Origin of the sequence: Streptomyces sp. NPDC020490, from assembly GCF_044335305.1 — a bacterium.
GTDB lineage: Bacteria > Actinomycetota > Actinomycetes > Streptomycetales > Streptomycetaceae > Streptomyces.
Genome location: NZ_JBIRUY010000005.1, coordinates 36,088 through 62,548, shown reverse-complemented (window position 1 = coordinate 62,548; position 26,461 = coordinate 36,088). Strand labels below are relative to the sequence as shown.

The 26,461-nt window shown below is 74.4% G+C and carries 25 protein-coding genes, 1 tRNA gene and 1 pseudogene; 13 read left to right on the top strand and 14 right to left on the bottom strand.

Going from position 1 to position 26,461, the window contains the following annotated elements; genetic code table 11:
- Positions 1–9: 9 nt before the first annotated feature.
- The 9 genes and pseudogenes from ACH4ZX_RS08060 to ACH4ZX_RS08020 all read right to left on the bottom strand — a co-directional run bounded on the left by ACH4ZX_RS08060 (position 10) and on the right by ACH4ZX_RS08020 (position 11,300).
- Positions 10–1,098 (bottom strand): GNAT family N-acetyltransferase, encoded by a 1,089-nt coding sequence (locus tag ACH4ZX_RS08060; protein WP_398269316.1) that lies wholly within the window; start codon positions 1,096–1,098, stop codon positions 10–12.
- Positions 1,095–1,748, bottom strand: a complete 654-nt coding sequence (locus ACH4ZX_RS08055) for a lipopolysaccharide biosynthesis protein (RefSeq protein ID WP_398269313.1) — start codon at positions 1,746–1,748, stop codon at positions 1,095–1,097. The genes ACH4ZX_RS08060 and ACH4ZX_RS08055 overlap by 4 nt, the downstream gene beginning before the upstream one ends.
- Positions 1,748–2,896: a glycosyltransferase gene (locus ACH4ZX_RS08050; protein ID WP_398269310.1), complete on the bottom strand. Its 1,149-nt coding sequence runs from the start codon at positions 2,894–2,896 to the stop codon at positions 1,748–1,750. Before ACH4ZX_RS08050 ends, ACH4ZX_RS08055 begins: the two co-directional genes overlap by 1 nt.
- A gap of 1 nt (position 2,897) precedes the next feature.
- Complete coding sequence (locus tag ACH4ZX_RS08045) at positions 2,898–3,656, bottom strand: polysaccharide deacetylase family protein (RefSeq protein ID WP_398269307.1); 759 nt, start codon at positions 3,654–3,656, stop codon at positions 2,898–2,900.
- Complete coding sequence (locus ACH4ZX_RS08040; protein WP_398269304.1) at positions 3,640–5,466, bottom strand: lipid II flippase MurJ; 1,827 nt, start codon at positions 5,464–5,466, stop codon at positions 3,640–3,642. Before ACH4ZX_RS08040 ends, ACH4ZX_RS08045 begins: the two co-directional genes overlap by 17 nt.
- The gene (locus ACH4ZX_RS08035) at positions 5,463–6,815 is read right to left on the bottom strand and encodes an O-antigen ligase family protein (protein WP_398269301.1); all 1,353 of its coding nucleotides are present in this window, start codon (positions 6,813–6,815) and stop codon (positions 5,463–5,465) included. The genes ACH4ZX_RS08040 and ACH4ZX_RS08035 overlap by 4 nt, the downstream gene beginning before the upstream one ends.
- Positions 6,816–6,819: 4 nt before the next feature.
- Positions 6,820–8,250 (bottom strand): sugar transferase, encoded by a 1,431-nt coding sequence (locus ACH4ZX_RS08030; protein WP_398269298.1) that lies wholly within the window; start codon positions 8,248–8,250, stop codon positions 6,820–6,822.
- 761 nt (positions 8,251–9,011) lie between these two features.
- Positions 9,012–10,145: pseudogene (locus ACH4ZX_RS08025) on the bottom strand (glycosyltransferase); the annotation flags it as partial.
- Positions 10,146–10,199: 54 nt separating this feature from the next.
- On the bottom strand, positions 10,200–11,300 hold the full coding sequence (locus ACH4ZX_RS08020) for a DUF3344 domain-containing protein (protein ID WP_398269296.1): 1,101 nt from the start codon (positions 11,298–11,300) through the stop codon (positions 10,200–10,202).
- Between the two features lie 284 nt (positions 11,301–11,584).
- On the opposite strand from ACH4ZX_RS08020, the gene ACH4ZX_RS08015 reads away from it, so the two are divergent.
- The 6 genes from ACH4ZX_RS08015 to ACH4ZX_RS07990 all read left to right on the top strand — a co-directional run bounded on the left by ACH4ZX_RS08015 (position 11,585) and on the right by ACH4ZX_RS07990 (position 15,276).
- Complete coding sequence (locus ACH4ZX_RS08015) at positions 11,585–11,824, top strand: chaplin (protein WP_398269293.1); 240 nt, start codon at positions 11,585–11,587, stop codon at positions 11,822–11,824.
- A 339-nt stretch (positions 11,825–12,163) separates the two neighbouring features.
- On the top strand, positions 12,164–12,451 hold the full coding sequence (locus tag ACH4ZX_RS08010; protein ID WP_398269290.1) for a hypothetical protein: 288 nt from the start codon (positions 12,164–12,166) through the stop codon (positions 12,449–12,451).
- A 153-nt stretch (positions 12,452–12,604) separates the two neighbouring features.
- Positions 12,605–13,120, top strand: a complete 516-nt coding sequence (locus tag ACH4ZX_RS08005) for a DUF5949 family protein (RefSeq protein ID WP_398269287.1) — start codon at positions 12,605–12,607, stop codon at positions 13,118–13,120.
- A gap of 176 nt (positions 13,121–13,296) precedes the next feature.
- Positions 13,297–13,815 carry a hypothetical protein gene (locus ACH4ZX_RS08000; RefSeq protein ID WP_398269284.1) on the top strand — a complete coding sequence of 173 codons (519 nt, stop codon included), beginning with the start codon at positions 13,297–13,299 and terminating at the stop codon, positions 13,813–13,815.
- A 95-nt stretch (positions 13,816–13,910) separates the two neighbouring features.
- Positions 13,911–14,426 (top strand): tyrosinase cofactor, encoded by a 516-nt coding sequence (locus ACH4ZX_RS07995; protein ID WP_398269281.1) that lies wholly within the window; start codon positions 13,911–13,913, stop codon positions 14,424–14,426.
- On the top strand, positions 14,410–15,276 hold the full coding sequence (locus ACH4ZX_RS07990; protein ID WP_398269278.1) for a tyrosinase family protein: 867 nt from the start codon (positions 14,410–14,412) through the stop codon (positions 15,274–15,276). The genes ACH4ZX_RS07995 and ACH4ZX_RS07990 overlap by 17 nt, the downstream gene beginning before the upstream one ends.
- A 134-nt stretch (positions 15,277–15,410) precedes the next feature.
- On the opposite strand, the gene ACH4ZX_RS07985 is transcribed toward ACH4ZX_RS07990, so the two are convergent.
- The 3 genes from ACH4ZX_RS07985 to ACH4ZX_RS07975 form a co-directional block, all read right to left on the bottom strand.
- On the bottom strand, positions 15,411–15,716 hold the full coding sequence (locus ACH4ZX_RS07985) for a chaplin (RefSeq protein WP_398269275.1): 306 nt from the start codon (positions 15,714–15,716) through the stop codon (positions 15,411–15,413).
- Positions 15,717–15,891: 175 nt separating this feature from the next.
- Positions 15,892–16,851: a D-2-hydroxyacid dehydrogenase family protein gene (locus ACH4ZX_RS07980; protein ID WP_398269272.1), complete on the bottom strand. Its 960-nt coding sequence runs from the start codon at positions 16,849–16,851 to the stop codon at positions 15,892–15,894.
- Positions 16,852–16,889: 38 nt separating this feature from the next.
- Positions 16,890–17,372: an SAM-dependent methyltransferase gene (locus ACH4ZX_RS07975; RefSeq protein WP_398269269.1), complete on the bottom strand. Its 483-nt coding sequence runs from the start codon at positions 17,370–17,372 to the stop codon at positions 16,890–16,892.
- Positions 17,373–17,556: 184 nt separating this feature from the next.
- Between ACH4ZX_RS07975 and ACH4ZX_RS07970 the strand changes: the two genes are divergently transcribed.
- From ACH4ZX_RS07970 to ACH4ZX_RS07960, 3 genes are all read left to right on the top strand, one after another.
- Complete coding sequence (locus ACH4ZX_RS07970) at positions 17,557–18,615, top strand: hypothetical protein (protein ID WP_398269266.1); 1,059 nt, start codon at positions 17,557–17,559, stop codon at positions 18,613–18,615.
- Positions 18,616–18,812: 197 nt separating this feature from the next.
- Positions 18,813–20,024, top strand: a complete 1,212-nt coding sequence (locus ACH4ZX_RS07965; protein ID WP_398269263.1) for a cytochrome P450 — start codon at positions 18,813–18,815, stop codon at positions 20,022–20,024.
- A gap of 239 nt (positions 20,025–20,263) precedes the next feature.
- Positions 20,264–20,920 carry a TetR/AcrR family transcriptional regulator gene (locus ACH4ZX_RS07960; protein WP_398269260.1) on the top strand — a complete coding sequence of 219 codons (657 nt, stop codon included), beginning with the start codon at positions 20,264–20,266 and terminating at the stop codon, positions 20,918–20,920.
- Between the two features lie 148 nt (positions 20,921–21,068).
- On the opposite strand, the gene ACH4ZX_RS07955 is transcribed toward ACH4ZX_RS07960, so the two are convergent.
- Entirely contained in the window at positions 21,069–21,308 is a 240-nt protein-coding gene (locus ACH4ZX_RS07955) for a hypothetical protein (protein ID WP_398269257.1), read from the bottom strand.
- 122 nt (positions 21,309–21,430) lie between these two features.
- On the opposite strand from ACH4ZX_RS07955, the gene ACH4ZX_RS07950 reads away from it, so the two are divergent.
- Both ACH4ZX_RS07950 and ACH4ZX_RS07945 read left to right on the top strand, forming a co-directional pair.
- Entirely contained in the window at positions 21,431–21,571 is a 141-nt protein-coding gene (locus ACH4ZX_RS07950; protein WP_398269254.1) for a hypothetical protein, read from the top strand.
- A 9-nt stretch (positions 21,572–21,580) separates the two neighbouring features.
- Positions 21,581–22,063 (top strand): hypothetical protein, encoded by a 483-nt coding sequence (locus ACH4ZX_RS07945; RefSeq protein ID WP_398269252.1) that lies wholly within the window; start codon positions 21,581–21,583, stop codon positions 22,061–22,063.
- Positions 22,064–22,178: 115 nt separating this feature from the next.
- On the opposite strand, the gene ACH4ZX_RS07940 is transcribed toward ACH4ZX_RS07945, so the two are convergent.
- Positions 22,179–22,254 (bottom strand) — tRNA-Arg (locus ACH4ZX_RS07940).
- 320 nt (positions 22,255–22,574) lie between these two features.
- Between ACH4ZX_RS07940 and ACH4ZX_RS07935 the strand changes: the two genes are divergently transcribed.
- Together ACH4ZX_RS07935 and ACH4ZX_RS07930 are read left to right on the top strand one after the other, a co-directional pair.
- The gene (locus ACH4ZX_RS07935) at positions 22,575–24,182 is read left to right on the top strand and encodes a dynamin family protein (protein ID WP_398269249.1); all 1,608 of its coding nucleotides are present in this window, start codon (positions 22,575–22,577) and stop codon (positions 24,180–24,182) included.
- A gap of 3 nt (positions 24,183–24,185) precedes the next feature.
- Entirely contained in the window at positions 24,186–26,183 is a 1,998-nt protein-coding gene (locus ACH4ZX_RS07930; protein ID WP_398269246.1) for a GTPase, read from the top strand.
- The last annotated feature ends 278 nt before the right edge of the window (positions 26,184–26,461 follow it).

Genomic DNA, 26,461 nt, shown 5'->3' with positions numbered 1-26,461 from the left:
GCGGGACGGTCACGCCCCGCCGCCACCGCGTTCCCTCCACTTCCGCAGGAGCTGCCCGCCGCGGTGCCGGGCGGCGACCGCGCCGACGGCCGCCGCGAGCAGCGGGGCGGTGTGCGGCCGGGCCAGCAGCAGCCGCCGGTTGACGACCGGTACCGGACGCCAGTGGTGCTTGTAGGGCTCGTCGCCGCGCAGCAGGCTCAGCGTGCCCGAGCTGACGTGCTCGGTGCACGCGTCGAGCAGCATCACCGCCACGTCGGCCTTGCGCTGCCGCAGGCACGGATGGGCGCCGTACAGGTAGCCGCCCGTCAGCCGCCGCGACAGCAGCGTCAGGTCGACGGCCACCACGTCGTCGTCGAGCCGGAACTCGGTGACGACCGCGTCCCCGGCGCGCACCATCGGCTCGACCGCCCGCACCAGGTGCCGGGCGAACCGCGGCCGCAGGTGCTCGGCGGTCACCTTCCGGCCCTCCCACTGCAGCCGGTGCAGCTCCAGCAGCCGCCGCAGCGCCTTGTCCACCTCCTCCGGGCCGACGGGATGCCGCTCGACGCCGAGCGCGGACAGCTTGCGCAGCTTGGCGCGCACCCGCTGGGCCTTCGCCGACGGCAGCCGGGCGACCAGCTCGTCCATCGGCACGCCGGGCAGCTCCAGGCACAGCGAGTCGTCCATCCGGTGCCGGGGCCCGCGCCAGCGCTCGTAGACCCGCTCGGCCGCGCTGCCGGGCCGCACCTCGCGCAGGTCGATCAGCGCCGTGCCGGCACAGACCGCCAGGGCGTCGCTCAGCGCGGCGACGGCCGCCTCGCCGCGCCCGTCGTCCAGCAGCACGTCGCCGTAGTCGGAGATCGCCCCGCCGAGCGGCACCAGCGCGGGCACCGGGCGCCGGACGCGCATCAGCGGCGCGGCCGCCACCAGGTCCCCGCCGTCCCGCACCACGAGCAGCCGCAGCCGGCCGGGCCTGCCGTAGAAGCTCCACCAGGAGTGCAGCCAGGCGTGGCTCTGGAACGGCGTCGCCGACGCACACCGCCGGTACAGCCGGTCCCAGTCCGGGGCGAGCCGCGCGAAGGCGGCCTCGTCGGTGACGAGCCGCGTCGTGTACGTCACAGCTGCCCGTGGGCGTCGGCGGCGACGGCCGGACCGGGCACCGCGGCGGACCCTCCCCGCTGCCTCCACCCCTGCCGCGGCCGCACCAGCAGCACCAGCCCGCCCAGCAGCCCGCCCGCGCTCGCGCCCACCAGGGCCGTCACCGTCGCCGAGGGCGAGGACGGCTCGGCCGGTTCGGTGGCGCGGGCGAACGACTCCAGCGTGACGTTGGTGTCGGCCTTGGTGTTCTGCGCGTGCCGGGTCACCGCCCGGGAGACGGCGTTGGCCATGTCGGCGGCCAGGTCGGGGCGGGTGGAGGTGGCCGTGATCGCGACCATCGGGGCGTCCGGCGAGGTCGCCGTCCGCACGCTCTCCTTCAGCGTCCGCACCGGCACGCCCGCCCACACCTGCGCGTCCCCGAGCACCGCCAGCTGGGTGGCGACCCGGCCGTAGGCCTGCGCGAAGCCGAGCGCGGAGGCCGGGTCGGCGGTCTTCGTCGGTACGGCGACGACATAGCTGGTGGCCGTGTAGGCGGGCGGCTCGGCGAGGCCGTACGCGCCGCCGATCAGGCCGCCGGCGAGGACGCCGGCCGCGAGTACGGACCAGGGCGGCGGCGTCAGGCCGCGGAGGAACGCGACCGCGCGGCGCGCTCCGGCGGGATGGTCGGTCATCAGGAACTCGCTCCCAGGAGTGAGGGGGACAACGACGGGGACACCGTGGCCGTGTACACGTCCATCAGCCGTGCGGCGCTCCGGGTGATGCAGTAGTGGCGGGCCGCGTCGGGGGCGGCCCGCGCCCCCGGGTCCCGCGCGCGGGCCGCGGCCACCGCGGCGGCGAACTCCGCGGCGCCGCCCCGTACCCGGCGCGCGCCGGACGCCGCGTGCGGCGGCAGGTCCTCGAGCGCCGGGCAGGACGCGTACAGCACCGGCAGCCCGGCCGCCAGCGCCTCGACGACCGCCAGGCCGAAGGCCTCCTCGGGGGACGGCGAGGCGAGCACGTCCATGGCGGACAGCAGCGACGGCAGGTCCGGGCCGGGGCTGCCGTCGGGCACGCAGGGACGCTCGCCGGTGAACAGCACCCGGTCGGCGACTCCCGCCTCGTGGGCGGTGCGCCGCAGGACGTTCTCCTCCGGCCCGCCGCCGACCAGCACCAGCCAGTGGTCGGGCGGCAGCTGCGCCAGCGCGCGGACCAGGACGCCGAAGCGCTTGCCGGTGGTGAGCCGGCCGATGCCGCCGACGACATGGGCGTCCTCCGGCAGCCCGAGACGCCGGCGGGTGCGGTGGCGCCGGGCCGGGTCGAAGCGGAAGCGGGCCAGGTCGACCCCGTTCGGGACGACCTCGATGCGCGGTGCCGGCACGCCCCAGCGCCTGAGCCGCTCGGCGACCGTGGGGGAGACGGCGACGGTCCGGCGGCCGAGGCGCTCGCTGGCCAGGTACAGCCCGCGCACCCCGGCGCTGAGCCGGCGCCCCTCCATCTGCGAGTCGCCCAGCGAGTGCTCGGTGGCGACGATCGCGCGGACACCCGCGAGGCGCGCCGCGAGCCGGCCGTAGACGCAGGCGCGGTAGAGGTGGGTGTGCACGAGGTCGTAGCCGCCCGCGTGGATGAACCGCACCAGGCGCGGCAGCGCGGCCAGGTCGCGGTTGCCGGCCATGCCGAGGTGCACCACCCGCACCCCGTCGGCGACCAGCCCGTCGGCGACCGCGCCCGGGTTGGTCAGCGTCACGACGTCGCAGTCGACGGGCAGGTGCCGCAGCAGCAGCCGCAGCTGCTGTTCGGCGCCGCCGACGCCGAGCCCGGTGATGACGTGGAGGGCCCGCATGTCACAGCCCTCCGGCGGGGCGGCGGCGCAGGCGGTGCAGCCGGTGCTTGAGGAAGAGGCGCACGGCGGTGTCGTGCTGGCCGATGTGGACGCGGGGCAGGGCGTGCGGGCCGGTGAGCGGGCCGGGGTCGATGGCGCAGGCGTACGCGTATCCGGCGTCCCGCACGGCGGCCACCGCGCGCCGGTCGACGGTGCCGTACGGATAGCAGAAACCGGCGATCGGGGTGCCCGTCAGCTCCGCCAGCAGCGAGCGGCTGTCGCGGACCTCGGCGGCGAGGGTGGCGTCGTCCGCCCGGGTGAGGTCGACGTGGGTGAGGCCGTGCGAGCCGATCTCCACGCCCGCGGCGGCCGCCTGCCGGATGCCGTCGGCGGTCAGCAGGGGCTTGCGCGGGCCCAGCGGGTCCCAGGCGTTGTCCCCGCCGAGCCGGCCGGGCAGGACGAACAGGGTGGCGCCGCAGTCGAAGCGCCGGAGCAGCGGCAGGGCCGTGTCGACGAAGTCGGCGTACCCGTCGTCGAAGGTCAGCCCGACCAGCCCGCGGCCCTGGCCCCGGGCGCGGGCGGCCAGCAGGTCGGTCATGCCGACACCCCGCAGCCCCCGCCGGCGCAGCCAGCGCAGCTGCGCCCGGAGCCGCTCGGGCGTCACGGTGATCCGGTACGGGTCGTCCGAGCAGTCGCCCACGGAGTGGTACATCGCCACCCACGGGACGGGGCCCGCGGCGAGGCGTCTGCCGGTGTCGGGGGAGTCAACGGGTACGGCCATCGGTGAGCCTCCGGGTGGCGGAACGGACGAGACGGAGCGCGGGTTCGATGCCCTGGACGTCCAGGGCCCGGCCGAGCAGGACGAAGACGGCGGCCACGACGGCCGCGCCGGTGACGAGTGCGGGCACGGGGGAGCCGATGCCGTGCGCGGTGAGGGCGCCGGCCGCCGCCGCGGCCAGTGCGGCGCACACCGGTCTGCCGAGCCCGGCCAGTACCCGCCGGCCGCGGATCGGCACGCCCCGGGGGCCGCCGGCCGGGCCGGCCAGCAGCAGGGCGGCGGTCAGGGTGATGCCGGCCGCGTTGGCGACGGCGATGCCGCACACGCCCCAGACCTCCACGGTCGCGGCGCCCAGACCCGAGGTGAGCAGGATGCCCGCGCCCATGGCGCCGGCCGGGTACCAGGTGGGACGGCCCGCCGAGAAGTACGAGCGGACCAGCACGCCGACCAGGGTCTGGCCGAGCAGGCCGAGGGCGTACACGCGCATCACGCCGGCCGTGGCCGCCGTGTCCCTCGCCGTGAACGCGCCGCGCTGGAAGAGGAGTTCGACGATCTGGGGCGCGCAGGCGAGCACCGTGGCGGTGCCGAGCAGCACCAGGCACGCGGCCAGCGCGATGTCCCGCTCCACCCGGTCGCGGGCCCGCCCGGTGTCGCCGTCGGCCAGGGCGCGGGCGACGACCGGGAAGGTCACCGTGCACAGCATCAGCGACAGCACCATGGGCATCTGCGCGACCTTCTGGGCGTAGTTCAGGTGCGAGATGGCGCCGGCCGGGAGGCGCGAGGCGAAGAAGCGTTCCACGAGCGTCTGGGACTGGCGGCACAGCGCGAAGAGCAGGACGGAGCCGACGAGGGCGAGGTCCATCGGACGCGGTTCGTCCGCCCCGGCGCCGCCGGCCGGCGCCTGCCCGCGCAACTGCCGCCACAGCGCCGGGAGTTGCGCGGCCACCATGAGACAGCCGCCCGCCGCGACCCCGGCCGCCGCCGAACGCACGCCCCAGCGCCCGCCGAGGACGAACATCCCGGCGATGATGCCGGTGTTGTAGGCCACGTAGATCGTCGCCGGGGCCAGGAAGCGGCGGTGCGCCCGCAGCGCCGCGCTGCAGTACCCGGCCAGGCCGAAGCTCAGCACGCAGGTCGCTGTCAGCCGGGTGCAGTCCACGGCGAGGGCGGGGTCGGGCAGACCCGGGGCGAGGACCCCGACCAGGTAGGGAGCGGTGCCGACGAGCAGCGCGGACACCGCGACCAGGGCCAGCGACAGGCGGGGCAGCGTGGCGGCGACCAGGGCGCGCACCGGGTCGCCGGGAGCGCCCTGCGCGCGGCGGGCCAGGGCCAGGCTGAACGCCGGGATCAGCGCGAAGGCCAGCCCGTCCTCGATGAGCAGCGTGGAGGCGAACTCCGGCACCGTCCAGGCCACCAGGAACGCGTCCGTCTCACTGCCGGCCCCGAACAGCCGCGCCAGCGCCTGGTCCCGCACCAGCCCGAGCAGCGCCCCGGCGACGGACAGCGCGGCGGTGAGGAGTGCGGCCTTGGCGAGGAAACGGCGGGAGACGTGGGAGGCGGAGGCGGCCGGGGAAGCGGGGGAGACCTGATCAGGGGTGGGTGAATCCGGACGAGCCGGAGAACCCGGGGAGCCGGAGCCAGGGGAGCAGGCGTTCGGGGAGCCGGGGTCCAGGGAGTCAGGAGAGCCGGAGCCCAGGGAGTCAGGAGCGCCCGGAGAGTCGGCGTCCGGAGGACCAGGAGAGGTCAGCGGGGCCGGGGCGGGGTCGTGCAGGGCGGTGGGTGTGCGCGGGGCGGGGGGCGGCGTCGGCGTCATCGGGCGGCCGCCTCCTCGGCCGGTGCCGGGGCCGGCGCGTCCGGCGCGGTGCCGGCCGCGCCGCCGTCGGCCAGCGCCCACCACGCCACCAGCCCGAAGCACACCGCCGTCAGCACCGTCGACGGCCCGCCGATGTCGGCGTACGCGAAGTCGACCAGCTGCCAGACCAGCAGCCCGCACGCGACGAGGGCGCAGTCCAGCCCGCCGCCGTGTCCGCGCGCCCGCCGCAGTCCCCGCAGCCCGCACACCAGCAACGCCAGCCAGCTGCCGGCGAGGGCGAGGACCCCGAGCAGGCCCTGCTCGGCCAGCACCAGCAGGTACATGTTGTGCGGGGACAGCAGCGGCTGCCTGCGGAACGCGGCCCCCGCGCCCTCCGTGTCGCTGGCCGACGACAGCGCCAGCGAGGCGTGCGCGTCCCGGTAGTCGGGGAAGCCCTTCAGCCCGACGCCGGTCAGCGGGTGCTCGCGCCACATGTCCACGGCCGCCGCCCACATGGTGTACCGGTCGACGACCGACTGGTCGGGCGCGTCGGTGACCTGCGCGATGCTGCCGATGCGCTCCTGCAACGGCGTCGTACCGGCCCCGAACCCGCCCACCAGGACCACGCCCGCGGCGACCAGGGCCGCTCCCACCCGCAGCGCCCGGCGCAGCCCGGACAGCACGAGCAGCACACAGCAGGTGACCGCCGTCGCGATCCACGCCCCCCGGCTGAAGGACAGCGCGAGCGGCAGCACCAGCGCCGCCGCGCACCCGGCCGCCACCGCCCGCTGCCGCACCGGGCCCCGGCCCAGCGCCAGACCCAGCGCGCTCACCAGCCCGAAGGAGACGACCGTCGCCATGCCCATCACGTCCGTCGCCCCGAAGGTGCCCACGGCCCGGATGTCCTCGCCCTGGTAGGAGGCGCCGGTCCCGGTGACGTACTGGTGCACGCCGACCGCCCCCTGCCACCCGGCGAACGCCACCAGCGTCCAGGCCAGCAGCCGGAAGTCGCGCCGGTCGCGGATCAGCAGCAGGACGGCCGCCGGGACGAGCACGAAGACCTGGAGGTAGCGGCCGAGGCCGGTGATCCCGGCGTCCGCCGACGCGGCCCCCGCCGCGGCGACCGCGAGGCCGAGCACGGGCAGGCCCAGCACGACGCCGGCGGTGGGCGTCAGGGGCCGCCGGCGCTGCCGTACGAGACCGATCGCGCAGAGGGCGACCACCAGCCCGGAGAGCGCGTCGGCGGGACGGGCCCCGCCCTCGCCGCCCGGCCCGGACGGCAGCGCGAGCACGGCGATCACCGCCGGCACCGACAGCAGGGGGGCCAGCGAGCGCACCCGGGGCAGGGAGAGGGGCAGGACCAGGCTCATCGGCTCAGCTCCCGGTGGGACGCACGATGGCGACAGCCGTGCGCAGCAGGATGCAGACGTCCTGCCACAGCGACCAGTTGTCGATGTAGGCGTTGTCGAAGCGGGCCCGGTCCTCGATCGAGGTGTCACCGCGCAGACCGTGGATCTGGGCGAGCCCGGTGATGCCGGCCCGCATGCGGTGGCGGGCCGCGTAGCCGGGGTAGGCCTCGCTGAACTGCGCGACGAAATAAGGGCGTTCGGGACGCGGGCCGACCAGGCTCATGTCGCCGAGGAAGACGTTCCACAGCTGCAGCAGTTCGTCCAGCGAGGTGCGCCGCAGGAACCGGCAGAACCACGACATGCGCTCCTCGCCCGCCACGCTCCACCGGGTCGCGGACTCGTGCTCGTCGGCCGGGCGGTGGGTGCGGAACTTCAGCAGCGTGAAGGGGCGGCCGTCCTTGCCGATGCGTTCCTGCCGGAAGACCACGCCGGGTCCCTCGCCGATCCGCAGCGCCACCGCGCACACCAGCAGCAGCGGGCTGACCAGCAGGAGCAGGGTCCCCGACACCGTCACGTCCAGCATCCGCTTGCCCAGCTCGCCGCGCCGCCGCCGCGAGCCGAGGTCGAGCCGCCGGCAGGCGAACCCGGCGAGCTGCTCCCGGCTCGCGTACGCCGGGGAGTCCGCCTCGACCTCCCACACCGCGCATCCCGACTCGGCGAGCGCCACCAGCAGCGGCCCGTGCTGGGCCCGCACCGACGGGTGCACGGTCAGGACGTCCCGCACGCCGTTCTGGATCAGGGCCCGCTGCACTTCCTCGCCCGTCGTGAGCACCGGCAGCCCGTCGGCGCCGTCGGACTCCTCGGCCACGATGCCCACCGGCTGCACCCCGCAGCCGGGGTGGCGCAGGACGGCGGTCGCCACCCGCCGCGCGGTCGGCGCCGGGCCGACCACCAGGGCGGCGTGCGGCCGGCGCAGCAGCGCGACGCGCCGCCGCCAGTGCACGAGACCGCGGCCCGCGCAGGCCACCGCCGACTGGAGCAGGAAGCCCAGCAGCAGGGTGCGCGCGGACAGCGCGTGCCACGGGGCGTACGCCGCCACGAGCGCCGCCGGCGTCGTCCAGGCCACGGCGATCCGGCCGCAGACGGCGGGCAGTTCGTCCAGGACGCCGGTCACCGGCCGGGGCGGGCGCGGGCGCAGCAGCAGCGTCCCGGCCAGCAGCAGGGCGGCGAGCAGCAGGCGGTGCCGGGTGCCGGCGAGCACGGCCGCGCCGAGCACTGCCGCCGCGAGGTCCACGGCGAGCAACGGCACGGGCGAGGCGGGCCGCGCCGACGCGCGGCGGGCGGGGAGACGGGGGCCGGCGGCGGTGCCGGGCGGCGGCTGCAGGACCGAGAGCGGGGAGGATCCCGGGTCCCGTGGCTGGCCACCGGGGGAGGGGACGGTGCTTTCCGCGGTCACGAGTGGATGGACTCCCTGCACTCGGTGGGCTCGACGCTCTGGGTCGTTCGGTTCGCGTGCGGGCCGTCCCGGCCCGCACCGGGCCCCACCCCTTCGACGGCGGCCCCCGCCTCCTCGGCGACGGCCCCCGCCTCCTCGGCGACGGCCCCCGCCTCCTCGGCGACGGGCACCGCCTGCTCGGCGACGGGCACCGCCTGCTCGGCGCCTGGCCGCGCCGCCTTGTCGCCGGGCTCCGCCTGCCGGCTGCCGGGCCCCGCCTTCTTGGCTCCGTGCCCTGCCCCTTCGGCGGTGGGTGCTGCCTGCTGGGCGCTCGGCGCTGCCTGCCGCGTGCCGGGCCCCGCCCTCCTGGCTCCGTGCCCTGCTCCCTCGGCGGTGGGTGCTGCCTGCTGGGCGCTCGGCGCTGCCTGCCGCGTGCCGGGCCCCGCCCTCTTGGCTCCGTGCCCTGCCCCTTCGGCGGTGGGTTCCGCCTGCTGGGCGCTCGGCCCTGCCTGCCGCGTGCCGGGCCCCGCCCTCCTGGCTCCGTGCCCTGCCCCTTCGGCGGTGGGTGCTGCCTGCTGGGCGCGGGGCTTGGCCCTGTCGGAACTGTTGGTGCCATCGGCCCTGTTGGCCCGGTTGGCCCCGTGCTCCGCTTCTTCGGCGGTGGGCCCTGTCTGTTGGGCGCTGGGCCTCGCCCCCTCGGCGCTGGGCCCGGCACATTCGGCGGCGGGTCCGGCACATTCGGCGGCGGGCGCGGCACATTCGCCGGCGGGCTTCGTCCGCTCGGCGGCGGGCGCGACTCCGAGGAGGTCGCGGTACACGTCCGTCACCGCTTCGGCCGCGTGCCGCACGTCGTGCGTGGACAGGACGTGGAGGCGCCCCCGGTCCCCGAGCGACTCGCGCAGCGGCGGGTCGAGCAGCAGCCCGGCGACCGCCCCGGCGAGCGCCGCCGGGTCCTCGGGAGGCACCAGGCAGCCGGACACGAGCTCCGGCGGCAGGCTCTCCCGGGCGCCGTCCACGTCCGTCATGACCACCGGCCGCCCGCACGCCATCGCCTCCAGCGGGGCGAGCGCCATGCCCTCCCAGCGCGAGGGCAGCACGACCAGGTCGGCGGCCTGGTACCAGGGGACGGTGTCGGCGACGGCCCCGGCGAACAGCACGGAGGCGGGGGCGCGGGAGGCGAGCGACGCCCGGTCGGGACCGTCCCCGACGAGCGCCAGACGGGCGTCGGGCACCCGCTTCCGTACGGCGTGCCACGCGTCGAGCAGCACGTCCTGGCCCTTCTGCCGGCACAGCCGCCCGACGCACACGACGAGCGGGGCCGCCGGATCGACGCCCGGCAGGAGCGCGGCGCGCACGGTGTCCACGGCGGCCGGACGCCAGCGCCCCGGGTCGATCCCGTTCGGTACGACGCTCCACCGGGCGGCGACCCCGGCGCGTACCCCGGTCGCACGCTCCGCGTCGCTCACGCACACCACCCGGGAGGCCCAACGCGCCCCCCAGCGCTCCCACTTCAGCGCGAGCGCCGCGGTGATCCCGCCGACCGCCTCGAACGACCAGGCGTGCGGCTGGAACACCGTCGGGATCCGCCCGCGCACCGCGAGCCGTCCGGCCAGTCCCGCCTTCGCGCTGTGCGCGTGCAGCAGATGCGGCCGCACGTCCTCGATCAGGCGGGACAGCCGCCGTACCTCGCGGCCGAGGGCCGGCCCCGGCGAGCGGGTCGCCTGCCAGCGCCGTACGTCGGCGCCCAGCGAGGCCAGCCCGGCGGCGAGCGGACTGTCGGGGCAGGCGACCGTGACGTGCAGGCCGGCCGCGAGCTGGGCCCGCGCCAGGTCCGTCACGACCCGGGCGACCCCGCCGTCCACGGGCTGGGTGACGTGCAGGACCCGGGTCCGCGGGGCGGTTGCTGACAGGTGCATTGCGCGAATACCTCGCTCACGGGTGGCGCCGGGGGCTGCGGGCGGGAACGCGCCTCACCGCGGTGCGTCGACGGCGGCGAAGAGCACGCCCGCCCACACCACGTCCCGCGGGGAGCGAAGCCGGAAGGCGAGCCCGTCACCGCCGGGCCGCAGAGCCTTCCCGAGGTCGAACACGTCGGAGTCGTAGCCGAGGGTGTTGGCGTACGACGGCACGCGCGTCGACCGGACCGCGGCCGGCTCGGAGATCGTCGAGTTCAGCACGTCCTCGCGCGGGTTGGCGGCGTCCGTCAGCGGCGTGGCCGGCGAGCGGCCGGCCGTCACGGTCAGCGTGTCGCCGGTGATGCCGCGGTCGCCGTCGTAGGTGACGAGCCCGGCCCGGCCGGAGGCGTTCTTCGCGAACCCCATGTCACGCAGCCGGATCTCCCGGCCGGCCTTGGGGTCCAGCGGCTCGAAGCCGTCCCACAGGGCGAGCCGGCGCAGCGGCTCCGCCGGGTTCTCGTACGCCACCACCAGCGTCCAGCCGCCCCACGCCCCGGCCGACGACTTCCCCATGGCCGTGTTGACCTGGGCCACGGTCCACAGGCCCGAGCCGCTGTCCCGGACCAGCCGGGTGACGTCCGCCGAGGCCTGGAAGGCGTCCGCGCCCCGGGCCACCCGGTGACCGACGACCGAGTCGGCGAGCACCTCCTTGTACTCGCCGCCGGGCTCGGCGATCAGCACCCGTCCGTTGTCCGCGGGCGGCTTCTGCTCGCCCACCCGGAGGTTGCCGCCCCAGTACAGGCGCGCGTACGACACCCGGGCGCCTTCCGGCAGGCTGACCTCGGCGCTGGAGGAGTTGTAGGTGTTCGGGTCGCTGTCGATGTCGACGTAGAACATGTCGAAGTCGCCGTTGACCGCGGTGGCGCCTTCGCGCACCGTCGGACAGTCGGGCTCGGTGTCCAGGGGAGCCACGACGCGGCAGCTGATGGTCGTGTTGGCCGCGCGGACGATGCCGCCGTGCTGCACCGCGCGGTACCGCTCGGTGAACGCCAGCCGCTCGGCCTCGGGGGAGGGGGGTGCGGTCGGCGCGGCGGCGCAGACGGGAGCGCACAGCGCTCCGAGGGCGAGAACGCCCACCGTCGCACGGCGCAGCAGCGGACCCGGTGAATTGCGCATGACCGGCATGGCCCTTTCGGGATTCGAGGAACTCGGGAAAAGCGAGTGCGAAGTGCGGGCTACAGGGATGCGTAGGGAGGCCGGCGACTCGTGGGCGAGGCCAGCGACTCCAGTCATTATGCGTATAAACCCGCGCAAACAAGACAAGTACGTCGTAAGGGTCGAGTTCGGCCCTCCGTCAGATCACTCATTTGGCGGCACAACCCACCTGGCCGCCCGCGCGTTGACATCGCGTCGGGCACGTCCGCCCGGATGTCTGCGTCAATCCCAAGGAGCACCTCTCCATGTCCCGTATCGCGAAGGGCCTGGTCCTCACCTCCGCCGCCGTCGCGGCCGTCGCCGGCACCGCCGGTATCGCCTCCGCCGACTCCGAGGCGCAGGGTGCCGCGCTGCACTCGCCGGGCTTCCTGTCGGGCAACCTGATGCAGCACCCGCACCACACGCAGCTCAACTTCTGCGGCAAAACCGGTCAGTTCCTCGGTCTGCTGAACCCCGCGTTCGGCAACAAGTGCTTCAACGGCTGACGCCGACGCCTGCTGCCGCGCGCCGCACGGCGCGCCACGCCTGGCCGGCCGCCCGCCCGAGAAGCATCGGGAGGGCGGCCGGCGTGCGTCGTGCACGGGCGGATAGCGGCGCGCTGCAACCGGATGGGGTGTCACGCCCGTACCGGACGGGGTGTCACGTCCGTACCGGACGGGGCGTCACGTCCGTACCGGACGGAGCGTCACGTCGTTGACGTGGGCCGCTCGTTCGGGTGGACCGTGGAAAGTCTCCGTGCACGGGGTTTCCGGCGTGGCCGGGAATCGTTAGGCATGGCGCCACCGTTCCCGCCGGCGCCATGTGTCGCCGAAGAAAGGATCCCGATGAAGTCCCTGAAAGCCGCCGCCGTCGTCGCCGGTACCCTCGCCCTCGCCGGCGCCACCGCGCCCGCGTACGCCCAGGACGCCGCCGACGTGACGCCCACCAGCCTCAACGGCGCGGTGAACACGCTCACCAAGGGCCGCATCGACCCCGTCGACGCGACGCCGCTGCACCACCGGTCGAACGCTCTGAACACCGAGAACAAGGACTCCGTGCTCCACACCGTGCGGTCCACCACCAACACGCTGAACGACAAGGGACTCCTCGGTGGTCTCCCGCTGGGACGCTGACGCGCCGCCCCGTCGGCCCCTCGTCCGCGGGGACGCGGAGCGGGCCGTCACCGCGTCGGTCGCCAGGCGTCCGGTTGGGTCCAGGTCCGGGGCCGGGGCCGGGTCTGCGTCCGGGGTCGGGTCTGCGTCCGGGGCCGGCGGCAGGGGAGCGCGGTGACCGCGGCCCCACGCGAGAACCACGCCCCCCGTGCGGCCGACCCGGGCACGCTCGTGGTCATGGCCTGGAGCGCCGAGGCCCCCGACGGCGACATGCCCTACCTGCTCGCCTACTCCCTGGGGGACGTCCCGGGCGGCCCCGAGGCCGCGACGGCCGCCGTCGAGCAGTTGCTCGAGGACAACGGCCTGCCCGCCGACGGGGACGTCGTCGACGGCGCCGCCAGACCGGACCTGCCGGTCGGCCTGGTCGTGGAGGGCGACCAGGCCGTCGTCACCATGGTCGGCTTCAGCGCCCGGTGCCTGCCGCCGCGGGAGTGGCTCGCCGCGGTCGCCGAACGCGGCTACGCCTACTTCCTGTTCACCACACGCCCCTGGCCCCGGGCCGAGCCCGGCAAGGCCGTCGCGCCCGAGGCACTGGCCGCGTTCGCCGGCGCCGAGGAAACCCTGAACGCGGCGGCCCACGTCGTCCTGCCGGCCCGCGGCCCGCGGCTCCGCGTGACTGACGGCGACTGACTTCGGGCGACTGACGTCGGGCGACTGACGGCGACATCCCGGGAACGCCCGGCTGCCGCTGCCGCTGCCGCCGACCACTGCGGCGGACGGGGGAACCGTGCGCCGACGGCGCCGGGCGGCTCGTCACCCCATACGCACACGCAGCCCGCCGCCTTCCGAAAGGAACCGCAGCCGAGATGAAGCCGACCACCCGAGGAACCCTTGCCGCTGTCGTCACGGGTGTCGCGGCCGCCGTGGGCGCCGCCGGCGCGACCCCTGCCGTCGCGGTACCCGTCCCCGTACCGCTGAGGGGCGCCGAGCAGTCCCTCGGCACGAAACTTCCCGAGATCGGCGGAGAGATCCCGGTGCCCGTGACGGGCGAGCCCCAGGGCCCACGGCACGTCCGGGGCCGCATCGTCCCCGAGCGGGCGGTCCCGCAAGTGCCGGTCAGCGGCGGGCTGCCCGGTCTGGGGATGCGCGCGCCCCTGCCGCACGCGCTCGACGACGGTTTCGACCACCTCACCGTCGAGGCCCCCGCGGCCGGCCTGCGCACGCTGACACCGGGACTGTCCCCGGACGCCCCGCTGACCCCGCCGCACCCCGGCGACGCCGGCAGCGTCGGCCTGCCGGACCTGAAGGTCCCCCGGACGGACGTCGTCACCCCGGCCCTGCGGTCGACGCCGGCCGCCGAACTGGGCCTCGGCCCGGGCCTGTAGCCGCACCGGGCCACTCCCGGGGCCGTTCGACGGTGACCGCGCGGGGCCATCGACGGTTACCGCTGTGGACACCTGAAACGGACGAGGAGCGAGCCATGGTCGTCGGCGTCGGCGAAGTACCGGCGGGGAACCGCCCCGGAGCGAAGGAGCGGGCGAGAGGCGGGCCCGACGGCGGCACCCGGCGGGAGGTGCTGCGCGGGCTGCTCGCCCCGGCCGTAGTCCTCGCGCTGGCCCCCGTCGTCGCCGCCTCCCGGCCCCCGCACACACGACCGGGCCCAGAGGAGCCCGAGGTGACCCTGTTCGACGAGACGTACCGGGGCCGCCGTATCCGCGGCGTCAGAACCCCGCTCGGCGCGGCCGCCGACGGTGGCCGCGCCGACGCCGCCGAGTGGCAGGTGACCGTGGACGGCCGCCCGCTGCACCTGATGCGCCGCGCCGACGGGACCTGGCTGAGCATGGTCGACCACTACCGCTCGTACCCCACCCCCCTCGACGCGGCCCGCGGCGCCGTCGACGAACTCGGCCCCGGGGAGCGGCTGCGCGACCTGGCGCCGGGGCCGATCAGCGAGGACCACCGGCACACGGGGGACGGTCATGGCGTACGTGCGTAAGGACGTCAGCACGCTCACGCCCGACGAGCGCCGACGGTTCGTGCAGGCCCTGCTGGAGGTCAAACGACGGGGCGAGTACGACGAGTTCGTGCGGACGCACCTCGAGTACTACACCGCCGACGGCGACGACGGCCTGCGCACCGCCCACATGGCGCCCTCCTTCCTGCCCTGGCACCGCATGTTCCTGCTCGAACTGGAGCGCGCGCTGCGCCGGGTGGACCCGTCGGTCACGGTGCCGTACTGGGACTGGACCCGCGACCGTACGAAGACGTCGGTGCCCTGGACCACGGACCTCCTCGGCGGCGACGGACGCCGTTCGGACCGACGGGTGACGACCGGGCCGTTCGCCTACGCGGAGGGCAACTGGACCCTCACGGAGGGCGTGACCGACGGCGCGTTCCTCACCCGCGACCTCGGACGGGCCCGCGACCCGATGGAGCTGCCGACCAGCAGTGAGCTGGAACGCGCGCTCGACGACCCGGTCTACGACACCGCGCCCTGGGACTCCACGGTCACCAGTGGGTTCCGCAACAAGCTGGAGGGGTGGGGGACCGGCCGGGGCAGCGCCTCCTGGCGCAACCACAACCGCGTGCACCGGTGGGTGGGCGGGGTCATGCTGGGCGGCGCCTCCGTCAACGACCCCGTCTTCTGGCTGCACCACGCCTTCGTAGACCTGCAGTGGACCCGCTGGCAGCGCCGCCACCCCGGCGCCCGCTACCTGCCGTCCGAGCCGCCAGGGCCCGGCGACGCACAGCACGAGCGGGTCATCGCCCGGAACCAGAGGATGCCGCCGTGGGACGTCACGCCCGACGAGCTTGAGGACGTCAGCGGGATCTACCGGTACGCGTGAGGCGCGGTGCGGTTCGGTGCGCCTGCCCTGCGGATGGGGGCGCGCCTGTGGACGGGCGGAGCCCCGGCGCTCGAGGTGCCGGGGCTCCGGGTGCGCGCGGACGGAGCCGTGCGCGGGTGCGGGCGGTGCGTACGTCAGCCGCCGTAGCCGTTGTGGCCGTCCTTGTGCTCCTTGTGGTCCTTGTGCTCCTTGTGGTGGCCGCCGTCGTTGACGCAGACCTGGCCGAAGGCCGGGTTGAGCAGGCCGGCGCCGCTGATGGTGTTCCCGCAGAAGTTGATCTGGGTGTCGACGGGTACCTGGATGACGTTCCCCGACAGCACGCCGCCGGAGCCGACGGCCGCGCCTTCGGCACCGGCGTCCGCCATGGCGAGGCCGGTCCCGCTGAGGACCACGGCGCCCGTGCCGAGCGCGACAGCGGCTGCCTTCGCGATGCGAGACATCACGTTCTCCTTATGACTCGGTAAGTGCGCCGGCACCTCTCGCCGCCGCACTTCCCGTTCAACGCCGCCGCTGACGGGTGGTCACGCCATTTCTCGCTGCGTCACCCCTTTCGGCCGCGGCACGGGGCCGGAGGAAGAGGACAGAGGAGGGGACAGAGGAGGGTGGCCGTCGCGGTCAGCCGAGCCGCCGTACCGGTGCCCCGTCCAGGAAGGCCCGGATGTCCTCCACGGCCTGGCCGTAGTACGTCTCGTAGTTCGCGCGCGACACGTAGCCCAGGTGAGGAGTCGCGAGCAGGCGCGGCGCGGTGCGCATCGGGTGGCCGACGGGCAGGGGCTCGGTGTCGAAGACGTCGACGCCGGCGCCGGCGATGCGGCCCTCGTGCAGGGCGGCCAGCAGCGCGTCCTGGTCGACGATCGCGGCACGCGAGGTGTTGACCAGATAGGCGGTGGGCTTCATGAGAGCCAGCTCGGCGGGACCGAGCAGACCGCGGGTGCGGTCGCCGAGGACGAGGTGGACGGAGACGAAGTCACTGTCGGCCAGCAACTCCTGCATGGAGGCGGCCAGTTCGACTCCCACCTCGTCGGCACGCTGCTGGGTGAGATGCCGGCTCCAGGCGCTGACACGCATGCCGAAGGCGAGGCCGACCCGGGCGACCCGGCTGCCGATCTTCCCCAGACCGAGCAGCCCGAGCCGGCGGCCGTGCAGGTCGGCGCCCACCGTGCTCTGCCAGGGGCCGCCCGAGCGCAGGGCCGCGTTCTCGGTGACGATCCCGCGGGCGAGGCCCAGCAGCAGCGCCCAGGTCAGCTCCACGGGCGGGGTCGGGGAACTCCCGGTGCCGCAGACGGTGACGCCGTGCGCCGCGGCGGCGGCCTGGTCGATGACGCTGTTGCGCATGCCGGAGGCGACGAGCAGCTTCAGCCGGGGAAGCCGCGCGAACAGCTCCGCCGGAAAGCGGACGCGTTCGCGCAGCGTGACGACGATGTCGAAGTCGGCCAGTGCGATGGCGAGTTCGTCCAGACCGTCGAAGTGCTCCGGAAAGCTGACGACATCCACCCGGTCGGCCACCGCGGACCAGTCGGCGAGCTGTGTCGCCACATTCTGGAAATCGTCGAGCACAGCGCAGCGCAGCCGCACGGGAACCCCTTTCCGATGCACCTCAGCAGGTCCGAACGTCAGTAATAGTCGCGCATCAGCTCGGTGGCCCAGCCGGGCTGGCTGGTGGGGCCCTGGGGTCCGAACTCGGCCATGTACGGCTTGACATCGAGCACGGGTGAGCCGTCGACGGCGTCCAGTCCCTGGACGTGCAGGTCGAGTCCGGTCACGCGCAGCAGGCGGCAGCGGGAGACGCCGAGGCGGTTGGGGCGGTTCTTGCCGCGCTGGGCGAAGATGCCGACGGCGGGCCAGTCGGCGTTGCCGCGCGGATGGCGGGCGCCCGTCTCGATCCGGTCCGGCGGAACGCGGTCGAAGTGGTAGACGACCTCGAGGTGCGAGAACGCGTCCAGACCGGCGACGGCGTCGGGGCCGAAGCGGTCGGCGTCCAGCCGGACGACGGACGTCACGTCGCCCCACTCGTCGTCCCGGACCTCCTTCCGCCCCCCGATCACCCACCCGACGGGACGCACGACCAACTCGGCGGGAGTGCTGCTCACGGGCATACGGCATGCCTTTCGTCGCGGGGAACCCGGACCGGGACCGACCGCCCACGGTACCTAGCCGGCGACGCAGGCGTGGCCCGTCCGCCCGAGGCGGACACAGCGACCGTCACGCCCACGACCGCCCCCTGGGCTTCCTGCTGCACGGGATCTTGCCGATCTTCCCGACCGTGAGGTGGTTGTCACCGTGGCGATCTCATGGGCGACGCGGCAGTTGCTCGACCGGCACGCGGCCGACCCGGCGACCGTGGACTGGCGCTGGGAGTCGATGGCCGTGCACGTCGTGCTGCGGTACGGGTCCGGGGCCGACGCCGAGGCGTTGCTCCCGCTGTTCCTCGACGCCCCCGCGCAACGGGATCACTTGGTGCCCGTCTTCGCCCGGCACGGAGACCTCGCCATGGCCGACCGTCTCCTGGAGGCGAGCATCGAGGCGGGCCGGATACGCGAGGACGTGCCGCCCGAAGTGCTGCACGCCGTCGGCTACCTGGGGTGCGAGTCCGCCGAGCGCATCCTCTGGGAACACGTCGAGGGCCTGTATCACGCCTCGCGCAGCGCCTGCCTGGGACTGCTGCACCTGTCCTGCCGCGGACTGCGGACGGAGATCGCGGAGGCCCTGGAACGCCACGCCGGCGCCAACCTGTTCCCCGAGTTCCTGTCGGTCCTCGCCACGAAGACGGGCGATCCGTCGTGGCCGGCGAGACTCGTCGAGTGGGGAGAGGACGGTGCGTCCACGGACTGCAACGGCGGCCTGTTCCTGGGCATCGCCCTGCACGGCGACGCGGCACGCGCCGACTTCGTCAAGGCGCTGTGGAGCCCCCGTTGGGAGGCGAACGGCGGCGGCACGGGCTCGGACCGCTGGGCCTACGCCGGCGCCCGCGTGCTGGGGCTAGGCATGCCGGAACTGTACGCGGACCTGCTGACGCGTCTGGACTCCGACGCGTTCGGCGTCAGCGGCTTTGCCGTCAAACGGCACTGCCTCGACACGTTCGCCGCGCTGCTGGGGCACTGGACGGACCGGGACTGGCTCGGCCTGCGCATGGCACCCGACCCGGAGGAGAGCAGCGAGGCGCTGTACCGCCTCCTCTTCGCCTGGTCGACCCCGTCCGTCAACGACTCCCTGACCGGCCACGCCCACCGCGTGCTCGACCCCGGCGACCCGCTGATCACCAGACTGCACCACCTGGAAGCACTGCTCCTGTCCGAGGCACGCCACGAACTGGAACTCCACGCGACCACCTCGAACTGACCGCTCCCTGGCCTCGGCCCGGCCCGGCCCGGCCCGGCTCGTCCCGGCCCCCTCGCCTGCCCGAGCCTTCATATCCGCCCGGGGCGGTCCGGGGATCGCCGCGAAAAAGCCAAAACGAGGAACGCTCCCCGTTTCATGCTATGGTCGCCCCCCACCTAACCGGGGAACACTCCCCACTTCATTCCCGGGAGTCGCCGATGTACACGCAGTACCCCACCGTCCGACTCGCCGACCTCACCGACGACTTCACCGTCGACCCCTACTCCGCCTTCACCGCGCTGCGCTCCCGCGGGCCTGTCCACCACGTGCGTTTCCCCACCGGCGACGAGTCATGGCTGGTGATCGGGTATGAGGAAGTGCGCGCCGCGTTCGCAGACCCGAGATTGCGCAACGACGTGCGGCACTCCGCCGACTTCGAGGACGACGGGCTGTACGCCGTGGGGCGCAACATGCTCCAGGTCGATCCGCCCGATCACACCCGCCTGCGGATGCTGGTGGCCCGTGAGTTCACCGCCCGCCGCGTCCAGGCGCTGCGGCCCCGTATCCAGGAGGCGGCCGGGGCGCTCCTGGACGCCATGGTCGCCGACGACCGTGCCGACCTTGTGGCCGCGTACGCCTATCCGCTGCCGCTCACCATCATCTGCGAGCTGCTGGGCGTGCCGGACGTGGACCGGGCCGCCTTCCGGGCGTGGTCCACGAAGGTCGTCGCGCTCGACGACGCGGAGCAGTCCGCCCGCGCCGCGCAGGAGATGGCTGCGTACCTCGCGGGGCTGGCGGAGGAGAAACGGCGGCTGCGGGACGCGGCGGAGAGCGATCTGCTGCACGCCCTGGTCCGCACCCACGGCGGGGACGACACCGACCGGCTCACCCCGGAGGAACTGCTCGGCATGGCCTTCCTGCTGCTCGTCGCAGGGCACGAGACCACCGTCAACCTCATCGCCAATTCCGTCCACCTGCTGCTCTCTCATCCCGCGCAGCTCGCCGCCCTCCGCGCCGACCCCGAGTTGCTGAAAGGCGCCGTGGAGGAGACGCTCCGCTTCGAGTCGCCCGTGCCGGCGGGCGCCTACCGCTACACCGCCGAACCGGTCACCCTCGGCGGCGCCCGGATACCGGCGGGTGCGCGTGTCGTGCTCTCCATCGCCGCCGCGAACCGCGACCCCGCGCGCTTCCCCGACCCCGAACGTTTCGACCTCCGCCGCGATCCGGCCGCGACCCGCGCCCACCTCGCCTTCGGGCACGGCCTGCACCACTGCCTGGGCGCCCCGCTGGCCCGCCTGGAGGCGACCCTGGCCCTGCGCGCCCTGCTGGACCGCTTCCCCCGCCTGGCCTTCGACGGCGACGGCACACCGCAGTGGCGCACCAGCCTCATGCGGAGCCTGAGAGAACTGCCGGTGCGCCGGCCGGCATGAGCCCACTTCGCGGCAGCGGCACAATCCACCCGGAGAGCTCCCGCGCATACGGTTCCGCAGACACCACGCCCGACCGCAGAGGCGCCCTGAGGCCCCCGAGATCGCCCCCGGCGGTCGCCGAGCCCCATGTGCAGGGCGGTAGCATCCGTACCGGGGAGCGCTCTCCGGTACTCTCCGGTACTCTCCGGTACTCTCCGGCACTCTCCGTACGGAGGCTGGACGGAGATGGAGGAGGCACGATGGGCGGCCGAGCGCCGACCGGGCGCCGCGACGCCTTGCGCAACCGGAAGCTGCTGACGCAGACGGCCCGCGAGGTCTTCGCCGAACAGGGGCTGGACGCTCCGCTCGACGTCATCGCTCGACGCGCGGGCGTGGGCAACGCCACCCTCTACCGCCACTTTCCGACCCGTGCCTCGCTGGTGGACGAGGTCTTTCGTGATGCTCTCACCGAGACCATGGCCGCCGGCGCCCGAGCACGCACCGCCGAGGACGCGTGGACAGGTCTGACGCAGTACCTGCACACCGTGTTCTCGACGCTGGCCGCGGACCGCGGCACCAACGACCTCATGACCACGAGCCTGGAAGGCGTGACCTCTCTGGAGGCCGTCCACGCCCACAACCGCGACACCATCGCGGACCTGCTCCGCCGCGGCCAGGCGCAGGGCACCGTCCGCCCGGACCTCACCACCGAGGACGTCCTCTTCGCCCTCGCGGCACTGGGCCGGGTCACACCCGCGCTGAGCACCGTCGCGCCGGACGGCTGGACGCGCCCGCTCGCCCTGCTTCTCGACGGCTTCCGCGCCCACCCGGCCGCGCCCGCCCTGCCCGAACCGCCCCTGACCCCCGCCCAGTTCGGCACCGTACTCATCGAACTCGGCCCGCACCGGCGGCATTGAGAGAGCGATCCCTCCGGGGCGAAGGCGCCCTTGTCCGTCAAGGAGACTTCCGAGGCTGACTCTGACGCCCGCGTTCCCAGCGCACCCAGCCCACGTCTCCGTCAGCCGCAAATCGCTGCTGCGCCGCACAGGTGCCGGCGCCGGGCCCCTACCTGTTCTGTCTTTCCGTCTTCCTGATCCGCAGAAGGTGTACGGCTCCAGTGATCCAGCTCAGGAAGAGCAGGCCGACAGCGGACTCAAGCATCTGGACCCAGCGGTCGCCGTCGGTGATCAACTCGGAGAGGTAGATACCTGCGTCAAGGCTCCTCATCGCGAAGAAGAACACCGAGGCCATACCAAGGGACCGTCGTCTCTTGCCGATTCTTGCTCCCACCTGGACATTCCGCATGCCGCTCATGATGAGTGCGACCGGGCCGCAGAGCTGCACGCCAACAGACTGTCGTGATCATGATAAGCGCTCGACGTGAAGCGACGGCCGGTCGAGCCCCCGAGGCGAGCTGGCCAACCTCCGTGCAGTACGCGATCCGACGGCGCGCCCTGCGGACCAACCCGCTGCCCAAGGGCAAGGAGTCGACGGCCGCCACGAAGACCACGAACGCCGTGGACAAGAGGTCCTTGCCGAAACCCGAGCAGGGGGTGGCAGCGACGTAGTAGGTGAGCTTGCGCATCCGGTCTCTCTTCCTGCCGCCTGTTCCCGCGCATCCGGCCCTCACGCGCGTCCTGCGGCAGCACATCGAGGACGAACAGCTCCAGCCGGGTGATCTGCTGTTCCAGGGTGAGTTCGGCGGCCTTCTCGCCGGATCCGTCATCCGCCGGGCCTGGCGCAGCGCACGCAAGGCCGTACTGCCTGCGCACGTCTACGACTCGCCCACCGGGCGCCGCGTCTACGACAACCGGAACACGCGCCCGACGAAGTGGCTCAACGACGGCATCCCGCCCGCCCAGGTGGCGGAGTGGGCCGGTAACAGCGTCGCTGTGCTCCTCGCCACGTACGCACGATGCGTCGACGGGCAGCTGCCGGATCTCGACGGCTGGAAGCCGCGGGCGACCTCCCGGAGGCGGAGGTGCCGGACGCTGGCTGATCTTCGACCCGTCGAGAACTTCGACACGTATTCGACACGGCCACCCGCGAAAACCCGGTGACAGCCACAGCCCCGGAGCCTCCCCTTGATCATCAAGAGGGTGTCCGGGGCCTCGTCGTGGTCAGCGACACCTGCCCTGACCAGCAAAAAGCCCTCCCGAACGGGAGGGCGGAGACTGGCGCCCCCGGCAGGACTCGAACCTGCGGCCAAGCGCTTAGAAGGCGCCTGCTCTATCCACTGAGCTACGGGGGCCGGATGTGGTGGCCTCTGTCGTGGTGCCCGGGTCTGGGCCGATCCGTGACGTTGCCGGGGACAAGGATAGGGCTCCCGCATCCTTGTCCCTGTTGCTTCGCCTCCGTGGCTCAATGTGGAGGTTCGGTGAAGCGGTCCTGATAATCGCAGGCAGGTACGAATCGTGCATCGCTTTTGGCGTCTCGCGCGCCGGGTGTTGTGTACTCGTTATGCCTGGACTGTGCCGGTGTCCCAGTCATCCCTTCCGTCCCTTGTGTCCAGTCGGCGCGCAGGCGGCCCATATGCTTTGGATATCCCCTAAAATTGGGCATTCTTCGCATGTGGTGACCTTGGACGTACGGCCTCAGCTGCTCGACGCACTCTCCGCCCTGCGCGACCGTGTCGCCGCCGCACGCTTCCCGCTGCCCCTGGCGGGGGCCCCACGCGCGCGTGCCAACCGCGACGAACTGCTCGCGCAGCTCGACGACTACCTGGTGCCCCGATTGCGGGACCCCGAAGCGCCGTTGCTCGCCGTCGTGGGGGGATCCACCGGCGCGGGAAAGTCCACCCTCGTCAACTCCCTTGTGGGCCGCAGGGTCAGCGAGGCGGGCGTGCTGCGGCCGACGACGCGGACACCGGTGCTGGTGTGCCACCCGGAGGACCATCACTGGTTCAGCGGGATGAGAGTGCTGCCCGACCTCACGCGCGTGTGGGTGCCGCAGCAAGACGTGAACGACGACCTGCTGCTACCGGGCGAGAACCCCGGGCGCGTGCTGCGCATCGAGACCGTCGACACGCTGCCCCCCGGCCTCGCCCTGCTCGACGCGCCCGACGTCGACTCCCTGGTCGCCGACAACCGTGTCCTGGCCGCCGAGCTCATCTGCGCCGCCGACGTCTGGATCATGGTCACCACCGCCGCCCGTTACGCCGACGCCGTCCCCTGGCATCTGCTGCGCGCCGCCAAGGAGTACGACGTCTCCTTGGTGACGGTGCTCGACCGCGTGCCCCACCAGGTCGTCTCCGAGGTGTCCCGGCAGTACGCCGCCCTGCTCACCAAGGCCGGGCTCGGGGACGTCCCGCGGTTCACCGTGCCGGAGCTGCCCGAGTCGGCCTGGGGCGGCGGGCTGCTGCCGGCCAGCGCCGTGGCGTCGCTGCGCGACTGGCTCGTCCACCACGCGCGGGACCCGGTCGCCCGGCAGCACGCCATGGCCCGCACCGCCTACGGGGTGATCGGCTCGCTCAAGTCCCGGATGCCCGAACTGGCCTGCGCCGCCGCCGCGCAGTACGCGGCCGCGCTGCGGCTCACCGCCGCCGTCGACCTCGCGTACGACAGCGAGCACACGCGCGTGCGGGAGCGTCTGCAGGCCGGTGCCGTGCTCGCCGGGGACGCCCTGAAACGCTGGCGCGCCTTCCCGCTCGACTGCACCGCCGGGGAACTGCTCGACGCGCTCGTGGAGAGCCTGGCCGCGCTCCTGCTGTGCCACGTCACGGCCGCCGACGAGCGCATCGACGACGCCTGGCGACGCGAACCCGCGGGCGCCGCCCCGGAACTGGCCGACCAGGACCCGTCCCCGGGCGGCGCCGAGCACCGGATCGCGCTGGCCGTACGGCGCTGGCGGCGGGAGCTGGAGGAGTACGCCGAGGAGGAGGTCCGCGACCTCGACCGCGCCGTCGCGCCGGATCCCGAGGTGGTCACCGCGCTGGTCGCCACCGCACTTCTGGGCGGCCGCCGGGCGCGCTCGGCGGGCGAGAAGCTCGCCGAGCGGATCGGCCCGCACGGTGCGCTGCGGCTGCGCGACCGGGGCGGGCGGCTGCTCACCGGCCACCTGGAACGGGTGCTGCACGCCGAGCGCGAGCGCCGTCTCGCCCCGCTCGAGTCCCTCGACGTCCGCGCCGAGCCCCAGGCCGAACTCATCGCCGCGCTGTCCGTACTGCTGAAGGAGAGGTGACCGGTGACCGCCATGACCGACCAGGACCACACCGAGCACGCCGAGCACGCCGAGCACGCCGAGCACGCCGACCGTGACGACCGTGACGACGACGCGGACGCCGAAGACGCGGACACCGAAGGCGGGGAGGCCAGAGCCGTGGAGGTCGAAGACGGGGAGGCCGAAGAGGTGGACGTCCAGGGCGGCCCCGGCGACGGTCAGCGCGCCGGCGAGGCTCACGCGCGCATGGAGGGTACGTACGCAACCGGATCTTCCGGGAGGGCGGACGGAACGGATGGAACGGACGGAACGGACGGCGTGGACGGGTGGGACGGTGGGCTGGTGGCACGGAGGGGTACCGCCGCTGACGCCATCCGGGAACCGGCCGCGGCCGTCGAGAACCGCGGGCCCGGTCCGCAGGCGTCGGGGCCCCTCGTCTACCCCGGAGCCCTGCGCGCGCGCCTCGAGGCGCTGCGCGAACTGGTGGGCCTGTCGCGCACCCGGCTCGACAGCCGGACCCTCGCGCAGGCCGGCCGGGTCCTGGACGAGTCGGCGGTCCGGGGCAGGCTCTCCGGGCAGCACACCGTCGTCGCCATCGCGGGCGCGACAGGCAGCGGCAAGTCGCAGCTGTTCAACGCGCTCGCCGGGGTCGTCATCTCGGAGACGGGCGTGCGCCGGCCCACCACGGCGGCGCCCATCGTGTGCAGCTGGAGCGACGGCGCCTTGGGCCTCATCGAGCGGCTCGGCATCCCGCCCCGGCTGCGCCGCCGCCCCCTGTACAACGGCGAGGCGGACGCGCAGCTGGACGGACTCGTCCTCGTCGACCTGCCCGACCACGACTCGGCGGCGGTCCAGCACCGCGAGCAGGTGGACCGTGTCCTCGCCCTCGTCGACGCGGTCATCTGGGTCGTCGACCCGGAGAAGTACGCGGACGCCATGCTCCACGAACGGTATCTGCGGCCCATGGCCGGCTATGCCGAGGTGATGTTCGTCGTCCTCAACCAGACCGACCGGCTGCCCGGTGAGGCCGCCGAGCAGGTCCTCGACGACCTGCGGCGGCTGCTCGACGAGGACGGCATCGCGCTCGGCGAGCACGGCGAACCGGGCGCCACCGTGCTCGGGCTGTCCGCGCTCACCGGGGACGGCGTCGGTGAACTGCGCGACGCGGTCGGCCGGTTCGTGGCCGAGCGCCGCGCGCCGGCGCGCCGGGTCGCCGCCGACGTCGACGTCGCCGCGACAGGACTGCGGCGGGTGTACGCCACCCGGCGACGTACCGGGCTGAGCGAGGAGGCGCGCGACGACTTCTCCGCCCGGCTTGCGGACGCGGTGGGCGCCACCGCGGCGGGCGAGGCGGCCGAACGCGCGTGGCTGCGCAACGCCAATCGCGCGTGCGGGACACCCTGGCTGCGGCTGTGGCACTGGTACCACGACCTGCGAGAGCCCCCCCCGGGCCGGCTGCTCCCGCGGACGCAGGCGGACGAGGAGGTCACCGCCCGCCAGCGCGTCGAGCAGGCCGTGCGGACCCTGGCCGACCGGGCCTCGGCCGGGCTGCCCGCACCGTGGGCACAGGCGGTGCGCGAGGCCGCCGTACGCGGCTCCCAGGGGCTGCCCGAGGCGCTCGACCAACTGGCCGCGCGCGCCGCGCTGCCGGGGCGGCCGCCGCGCCCCGGCTGGTGGCCGGCGGCAGTGCTGGCGCAGGCGTCGATGACGATCCTTCAAGTCGTGGGCGGGCTGTGGCTGCTGGGCCAGATCCTCGGGGTCATGGCGCCCAACCTGGGGGTGCCGGTGCTGCTGATGGTGGCCGGCATCGTCGGCGGCCCGCTCGTGGAGTGGGGCTGCCGGATGGCCGCGCGCGGACCGGCACGGCGCTACGGCACGGAGGCGGAGAGACGCCTGCGGGAGGCGGCCGCCGCGTGTGGACGGGCCCGGGTGCTGGATCCGGTGGCGGCGGAGCTGCTGCGGTACCGGGAAGTGCGGGGGCAGTACCTGCGGGTGACGGGGGTAACGGCCGCGTCCCTCTGAACCTGCTTCTGGTTCCCGGTTCCCGGCTCCTGGTTCTCGGTTCCCGGCTCCCGGTTCTCGGTTTCCAGCTTCCGGTAGCCGGTTCGCCGGTTCGCCGGTTCCCGGCTCCTCGTTCCGGGTTCCGGGTGGGGGCTCACTCGTCCGGGTGGTGAAGTTGTCCACAGGCGGAGGGTGGTCCACAGGGCCCGGCGGGCTCGGCCCGGCGGAGGCAGTCTGGCGGTGCGGCGATCGCGAAGGGCGGTCGCCGCGGCAGACGCAGCCGTACGGGACGGGCCCGG